Source organism: Pseudomonas sp. RA_15y_Pfl1_P11 (assembly GCF_963970975.1).
Classification (GTDB): Bacteria; Pseudomonadota; Gammaproteobacteria; order Pseudomonadales; family Pseudomonadaceae; genus Aquipseudomonas; species Aquipseudomonas tritici.
On sequence record NZ_CAXAOY010000005.1, the window covers coordinates 340,110 to 347,727 of the forward strand.

Below are 7,618 nucleotides of genomic sequence, written 5' to 3' on the forward strand. Positions count from 1 at the left end.
TAACAAAACGATGACATTCACTGGGTTAATCTTGCCGGCTCACCCTGCATGGAATTCTTGCCTGCATGCCGCATCCCGACACACTGCCCGCCGTACTGGCCGGCCCACTGCTGCGGCGTCTCGAACCTCGTCGCCTGGTGTTGTGGCTGGTGGGAAGCCGCGCACTTGAATTGACGCTGAAATTGCATCTGCCAACTCAGACACTGGAGATCACCCTGAACCAGTGCCAGGTTGTGGCAGTAGGGCGCCAGGCATTTATCCATTTGATCGACGTGTCACTGGACGATGCACTGCCCCTGGACGTGGCGATCGACTACGACCTGTTGTTCGACAGCACCGGCATTGCTGACTGGGCACCGCACCTGCTGTACGCCAACGCCCACCTTCCGAGTTTCGTGTTGCACAGCCGTATCCACCAGTTGGTGCACGGCTCATGCCGCAAACCCCATCACAGTGCCGACGAGGGTTTGCTGTGTGTCGACCGCCTGCTGGCAGACGCCCACACCCCAACCGATCGCCCAGCCTTGCTGATGATGAGCGGCGATCAGGTCTACGCCGATGATGTGGCCGGGCCGATGCTGCGGGCAATACATTCATTGATCGCACGCCTGGGCCTGTTCGATGAATACCTGGAGGGCGCCGTGGTCGATGACAGCGCCAGCCTCTACAGGCACAGCGCCAGCTACTACCATCGCGCCGACTTGCTGCCCGCACTGGACAGCAACGAAACCCTGCGCGAACGCTTCTTTGGTGGTGTAAAAAAGCCCATCTTCACCAGCAGCACCGCCGACAATCATCTGGTGACATTCGCTGAAGTCATCGCAATGTACTTGCTGGTATGGTCGCCCACGCCCTGGACGTTGATTGCACCTCAACCTGCGCAACTGAACGTAGAAAGACACCAGCGCTACGCGCGCGAACAGGTACAGATCAATAAATTTCGCGACGGCCTACAGGGCGTCGCGCGGGTATTCGCCCACCTGTCGACCTTGATGATTTTTGACGATCACGACATCACCGACGACTGGAACCTTAGCGCCCAATGGGAGGAGACTGCCTACGGCCACCCTTTCTCCAAGCGCATCATCGGCAACGCCCTGCTTGCCTATTTGCTGTGCCAGGGCTGGGGCAACCAACCGGACGCGTTTGGCGAACTGGTCAGCCAAACCCAAGCCCTCACGGCTCAGCCCAAAGCCAATCATTTGGACGCGGGCGCGCAGGATGAACTGCTCGAAACGTTGCTGAAATTCCAGCGCTGGCATTACGTACTGCCCACCACCCCCGCCCTGGTGGTGCTCGACACCCGCACTCGCCGTTGGCGCAGCGAGTTCACCCTCAAACAACCTTCCGGGCTGCTGGACTGGGAGGCCTTGAGCGAGCTGCAACAGGAACTGCTGGATCACCCCTCGGTCATCATCGTCTCGCCCGCGCCAATCTTCGGCGTCAAGTTGATCGAGACAGTGCAGAAGGTGTTCAGTTGGTGCGGCCACCCCTTGCTGGTGGATGCTGAAAACTGGATGGCCCATCGCGGAGCCGCCCAAGTAATCCTCAATATCTTCCGTCATTCCCGCACGCCGGGTAACTACGTGATCCTCTCCGGTGACGTGCACTACTCGTTCGTCTACGAAGTGCTGATCCGCCATCGCAACGCCGGCCCCAGGATCTGGCAGATCACCAGCAGCGGTATCAAGAACGAATTCCCACCCCGCCTGCTGGAGTGGTTCGACCGCCTTAATCGCTGGCTATACTCGCCGCGCTCGCCGCTCAACTGGTTCACCCGCCGCCGCACCATGCAGGTGGTGCCCCATATTCCGGAGCACGCCGAAGCGGGCGAGCGGTTATGGAATTCGGCGGGGATTGGCCAAGTGTTTTTCAATGAGCAGGGTCAGCCCGACGCGATTTATCAGCACAACGCAGATGGGAAGGAGCAGACGAGGATGGTGGCGCCGAAGCAATAGCTATCTTCCATCAATCTTTCGCCGTACACCTTCCCTATTCAAAGCATCCAGGCTCCGTTGTACAGTAGCTCCAGCCACGGAGTATCGGCGACAACAGGGGTAGGCGTTGAATGCCGGCCCTCGCAAGGAATGCACAGATGAACGATACCTCCGACACTAATCCGTTAAAGCAAGATTTCTCTCACTTCAACGCCGACATGCTACACACCGTTTTGGAGCTGGTCAGTGACGGGATCTGGGATTGGAATGCCAACACAGGTTTCGTCTACCGCAATCCAGGCTGGTACGAAATGCTTGGCTATCACCGCCATGCACTAGAGAACACTGTGTTCATCTGGGAGAACGTGATTCACCCGGACGACTACCCCCAGGTGATGAAGCTGTTCGACGACTACATCCACCGTCGCGCCCCCCACTACCAAGTCGAATATCGCTGCCGCAAAAAAGATGGCAGCTACCTGTGGATCGAAGACCGCGGCTACGTGATTGCACGTAACGCCGACGGCTCGGTGGCGCGAATGGTGGGCGCCCATCGCGATATTCATCTGCGCAAATGCTCCGTCGAACAGCTGGAAAAGCGCAATCAATCGCTTGAGGCACTGGTGGCCGAACGCACGTGCGAGCTGTCGCGGGTCAATCAGCAGCTGCAGCTGCAATTGGATGAAAATCGCACCTTGGCCGAACGGGATGCGCTGACCCTGGTTGCCAATCGCTATCGCCTGGAGAAAGTGCTGCTCGAAGAATGCGACCGTGCCCAGCGCTTTCGCCTGCCGCTGGCATTGATTGCCATAGACATCGATAACTTCAAGCTGATCAATGACCGCTACGGTCATTGTGTGGGCGACCAGACCTTGGTGCGGGTGGTGGGATGCCTGGAAAGTTGTATCCGCCCTAATGACCTGCTGGCCCGATGGGGCGGCGATGAGTTTGTGCTGGTCCTGCCCCAAACCTCGCTGGACATCGCAAAGGCGCAGGCAGAAAACATCCGCCAGACGTTCAGGAATCGCCCGCAAAGGGATGATTTCAAGGTAACCCTGAGCCTGGGTGTTGCTGTGCATCTAAGGGATGAGCCCCCCGCGGCCCTGATGGCGCGCGCTGATCAGGCGTTGTATCGCGCCAAGGCGGCGGGGAAGGACGGCGTGTCTGAATGAGCAATGTTCACTGTAGGCGCAGGCTTGCCAGCGCCTACAGCGGGACCGCGTTTATCTGACTGGCGGCGCGTATTGGATGCCGCCGTTGTTCCACAGCGCATTGAGCCCGCGCTTGATTTTCAGCACGCTGCCCTGGCCGATGTTGCGCTCGAATACTTCGCCATAGTTGCCCACTTGCTTGACGATCTGAACCACCCAATCCTTGCGCAGTTTCAAGTCCTTGCCGTATTCGCCATCAACTCCCAGCAACCGCGCAATGTCCGGATTCTTGGTGGTCTTGGCCTGCTCTTCGACATTCTGCGAGGTGATGCCCATTTCCTCGGCGTTGAGCATCGCGAACAAGGTCCATTTGACGATACTGAACCACTCGTCATCGCCTTTACGCACCAGCGGCCCCAAGGGTTCCTTGGAGATCACTTCCGGCAACACCACAAACTCGTCCGGGTGGGCCATCTTGATTCGCTGGGCATACAAGCCCGATTGGTCGGTGGTGAGTACATCGCAACGCCCGGCTTCCAGGGCCTTGGCGCTTTCGTCGGCGGTGTCAAAGGTGATCGGTATGTACTTCATCCCGTTGGTGCGGAAGTAATCGGAAACATTGAGTTCAGTCGTAGTACCGGCCTGGATGCACACGGTGGCGCCGTCCAATTGCTTGGCGCCAGTAACGCCCAGCTTGTTGTTCACCAGAAAACCAATGCCGTCGTAGTAGGTCACGCCGGTGAACACTAAGCCCATGCCCGAATCACGGGAGCTGGTCCAGGTGGTGTTACGTGAGATCAGGTCGATCTCACCGGACTGCAGCGCCGTGAAACGCTCCTTGGCGGTCAACTGCGTGAACTTCACTTTCGACGCGTCGCCGAATACGGCTGCCGCCACTGCGTGGCATACGTCCACATCGATACCGGTCATCTTGCCCTGGCTGTTGGGCACGCCGAAGCCCGGTAGCCCATCGCTGACACCACATTGGATAAAGCCTTTTTTCTGGATGGCGTCCAGGGTTGCGCCCGCGTGGGCGGTGCCTGCCAGGCCAAGCACGGCGCTGGCGCCAATCGCGGCCAACGTAATTTTGAATGAGTTCATGCAAGGCTCTCCCTGTCATTCCTTATTATTCGGCGCCGTATCGCCCGCGCCGGTTTATAGTGCTGCCGGGCAGTATCCACGGCTTTACGCCGCTGCCACAAACGACCTTTAGGCAAAGGCTCCTTCCGATTTGGAATGAACTGCATGATTTCAAAACGCTTGACCCCTTCGATGACGGCCTTGCAATGCTTCGAAGCCGCCGCCCGCCACTTGAGTTTCACCCGTGCCGCCGAAGAGCTGCACCTGACCCAGAGTGCCGTCAGCAAGCAGGTGGCGCAGTTGGAAGAAATGCTCTGCCACAACCTGTTCGAACGGGTCCGCCAGCGCTTGCACCTGTCGCCAGCGGGGTCGCTGTACCTGGCCGAAGTGCACAAAATCCTGACCCAGGTGGACATCTCCAGCCGCTACATCCTCACCTACGGCGGCGAGACCGAAGTGCTGCGCATCGCCACCCAGCCGACCTTCGGCGATCGCTGGCTGGTGCCCAAGCTCAAGGATTTCGCGGTGAAACACCCGAATATCCACCTGGATGTGCGCAACGACCTGGAGCCTTTCGATGTGTTGCAGGCCAAGGCCGATATCGCGTTTTTCTATGGGCAGGGCTCATGGCCGGGCGCGACGTGCATCGAGCTGTTCCGTGAAGCGGTGGTGCCGGTGTGCGCACCGGGCTTTGTTGCCGAAGGCAGCGATGCTTCGTCGCGCCACACGTTGCTGCAATGCACCTCGCGCCCGGAAGCCTGGCACGAATGGTTCCTCGAACAGGGGCTGCACTCGCAGAACAGCTATCACGGGCCGCGTTTCGACACGTTCTACATGTGCATTCGCGCAGCACAATCGGGCTACGGCGTAGCGTTGGTGCCGCAGTATCTGGTGGCCGAAGAGTTGGCCCAGGGCAGCCTGATGATTGCGTGGGACTACGCAATGCCCAGCAGCGGCGCGCACTTTATCGCCCATGCCGAGCATGCCGGCGAGGTCCCCAAGGTGAAGGCCTTCCTGAACTGGATGGTGGACTACGTCCGCTCACATCCCGACTTTTAATAATGACCCGGCGACTTTATTTCGTTTGCGACAAGGGCGGGCGCCCAGCTTAGATAAAAAGACGCCCGTCACTGCCGAGTCACCAATTCATGAGCCACGAAACCATCAGCCAGTCGATTTCCATCGTTCATCCCATCAGCCTCAGCCACGGGAAAAACGCCGAAGTCTGGGATACCTCGGGCAAACGCTATATCGATTTTGTTGGCGGCATCGGTGTGCTCAACCTCGGCCATTGCCACCCGGGCGTGGTCGAGGCGATTCGTGAACAAGCGACCAAACTGACCCACTACGCGTTCAACGCCGCCCCGCACGCGCCCTACATCGAACTGATGGAGCGCCTCAGCGCGTTTATCCCGGTGGACTACCCAGTCAGCGGCATGCTCACCAACAGCGGCGCGGAGGCGGCGGAAAATGCGCTGAAGATCGTGCGCGGCGCCACCGGCCGTACGGCGGTGATTGCATTTGACGGTGCCTTCCACGGCCGCACCCTGGCCACGCTCAACCTCAACGGCAAGGTCGCGCCCTACAAACAAAAGGTCGGTGTACTGCCCGGCCCGGTGTTCCACCTGCCCTACCCCAGTGCTGATAACGACGTGACCTGCGCTGAGGCACTGAAAGCCATGGACCGCCTATTCAGCGTAGAAATCGACGTCAACGATGTGGCCTGTTTCATTATCGAACCGGTGCAGGGCGAAGGGGGGTTCCTGGCGCTAGATATGCAGTTCGCCCAGGCTCTTCGGCGCTTTTGCGATGAGAAGAACATCCTGCTGATTGCCGATGAAATCCAATCCGGCTTTGGCCGTACCGGCCAGCGTTTTGCGTTCTCACGCCTTGGGATCGAACCGGACTTGATCCTGCTGGGTAAAAGCATCGCCGGGGGTGTCCCGCTGGGCGCCGTAGTGGGGCGCAAGGCGTTGATGGACAACCTGCCGAAGGGCGGCCTGGGCGGCACGTATTCCGGCAACCCTATTGCGTGTGCCGCAGCATTAGCCACCCTTGACGCAATGACAGATGAGCACCTGAACACTTGGGGAGCGCAACAGCAAGAAGCCATCGTCAGCCGCTATGAAGCCTGGTGCGCACAAGGCCTCACGCCCTACCTCGGCCGCCTGACCGGCGTCGGCGCCATGCGCGGCATTGAGCTGGCGAACGCCGATGGCACCCCCGCACCGAAACAGCTTGCTCAACTGTTGGGCCTGGCACGGGATGCCGGGTTGCTGCTAATGCCCAGCGGCAAGTCGCGGCATATCATCCGTTTACTGGCACCGCTGACGACTGAGCCGGCGGTGCTGGAGGAGGGCTTGGATATCCTCGAAGCGTGCCTGAGGCACTTGTCCCAGTAAGGAAGGCCGGGGTTTTTCGTAGGTCTGTTTTGCAGGTGGGCAGTCCGGCTGCAATGGGCGCTGCCGGCGTTACGTCGTGATAAGGGCATTGTGCTGCCTTGACCTGATCCCCCTCCCCCCTGAAAATGCCCGACGCTTTTTTGTCCTCGTTTACTGAAGTAGTGAAATTTCAATGCCCGATTCCTACACCATCGAAGAATCCGCCGAAGAATCCGTAGCCGCCTTGCGCGCCAAAGCCGAATACGAAAACGCCATCAATCTTTCACAGCATGTGCCAGCAGCCAAGATCATCAGCGAGATGGTGCTGGACGCGTTCCATACGTCCAAGGAAAGCGACCAGATCCGCGAACTGCGCGTGGCCATCCGCCAGGCCCACGATGCCTTCGACGACGACAAAGCCTACGATTTGATGGGCCAGCTCAAGCAATTGAAAGACGCCGAGGCGGCCGACAATGCTGCCCTGGAAGACCTGAGCAGCCAGTTCTCGATCAGCCGTATCCTGTCGAGTTTCAAGGACGACCCCGAGTTCCAGGAGCTGGTCTACGGCCTGGCCTTGAAAGTACTGAACCAGAGCCACCAGGCCATCAGCAACCCAAGCGCCGGCAAGAGCAAGGCTTCACGGCCCAAGAAAGAAGCCGAAGTGTTTGTGATCAGCAAAGATGGCATCAGCGTCACCCTGCCACTGCGCACGCCGCGCTCGAAGCTGAACGTTGACCGTGAGGCGTTTGAGTTTTTGGGTTTCAGCTTTGTGGGTGAAGGCGATGAAGCGGAGCTTACGGTTGAGAGCTTTGTGGACAACGCCGGTGCAGAACAGCCGTTGAGCCGCAAAAGCGTCATTACTGCGTTGCAACAGCAGACTGCGTTTGAGGGGTACAGCATCGCTCAGCAGTAACTCGTAGCAAGCTACACCGCAGAATCAAATGTGGGAGGCCCCACTACATCTTCGACGTAGCGCTGTCGCGCATCAAACTGGTTCATCGTAAGGTTATAGAACGCGTGCGGGGCAAAGGCCGTAGCCAGCACTGGTGTGTCAGCACCCGAGTGGGAG

Annotated in this window: 6 protein-coding genes; 5 read left to right on the forward strand and 1 reads right to left on the reverse strand. The window is 59.0% G+C overall.

The window, feature by feature from the left end; all coding sequences use genetic code 11:
- The first annotated feature begins 65 nt into the window (after positions 1-65).
- Both AACY44_RS09075 and AACY44_RS09080 read left to right on the forward strand, forming a co-directional pair.
- Positions 66-1,958, forward strand: a complete 1,893-nt coding sequence (locus AACY44_RS09075) for an alkaline phosphatase family protein (RefSeq protein ID WP_339496826.1) — start codon at positions 66-68, stop codon at positions 1,956-1,958.
- 137 nt (positions 1,959-2,095) lie between these two features.
- Complete coding sequence (locus AACY44_RS09080) at positions 2,096-3,109, forward strand: diguanylate cyclase domain-containing protein (protein WP_339435961.1); 1,014 nt, start codon at positions 2,096-2,098, stop codon at positions 3,107-3,109.
- Between the two features lie 51 nt (positions 3,110-3,160).
- Here the strand turns inward: AACY44_RS09080 and AACY44_RS09085 are convergent, their stop codons facing one another.
- Positions 3,161-4,189 carry an amino acid ABC transporter substrate-binding protein gene (locus AACY44_RS09085; RefSeq protein ID WP_339435960.1) on the reverse strand — a complete coding sequence of 343 codons (1,029 nt, stop codon included), beginning with the start codon at positions 4,187-4,189 and terminating at the stop codon, positions 3,161-3,163.
- 144 nt (positions 4,190-4,333) lie between these two features.
- Between AACY44_RS09085 and AACY44_RS09090 the strand changes: the two genes are divergently transcribed.
- The 3 genes from AACY44_RS09090 to AACY44_RS09100 all read left to right on the forward strand — a co-directional run bounded on the left by AACY44_RS09090 (position 4,334) and on the right by AACY44_RS09100 (position 7,462).
- Positions 4,334-5,227 (forward strand): LysR substrate-binding domain-containing protein, encoded by an 894-nt coding sequence (locus tag AACY44_RS09090; protein ID WP_339530072.1) that lies wholly within the window; start codon positions 4,334-4,336, stop codon positions 5,225-5,227.
- Between the two features lie 89 nt (positions 5,228-5,316).
- Positions 5,317-6,570 carry a 2-aminoadipate transaminase gene (locus AACY44_RS09095; RefSeq protein WP_339420672.1) on the forward strand — a complete coding sequence of 418 codons (1,254 nt, stop codon included), beginning with the start codon at positions 5,317-5,319 and terminating at the stop codon, positions 6,568-6,570.
- A 172-nt stretch (positions 6,571-6,742) separates the two neighbouring features.
- Complete coding sequence (locus tag AACY44_RS09100) at positions 6,743-7,462, forward strand: hypothetical protein (RefSeq protein WP_339420673.1); 720 nt, start codon at positions 6,743-6,745, stop codon at positions 7,460-7,462.
- The last annotated feature ends 156 nt before the right edge of the window (positions 7,463-7,618 follow it).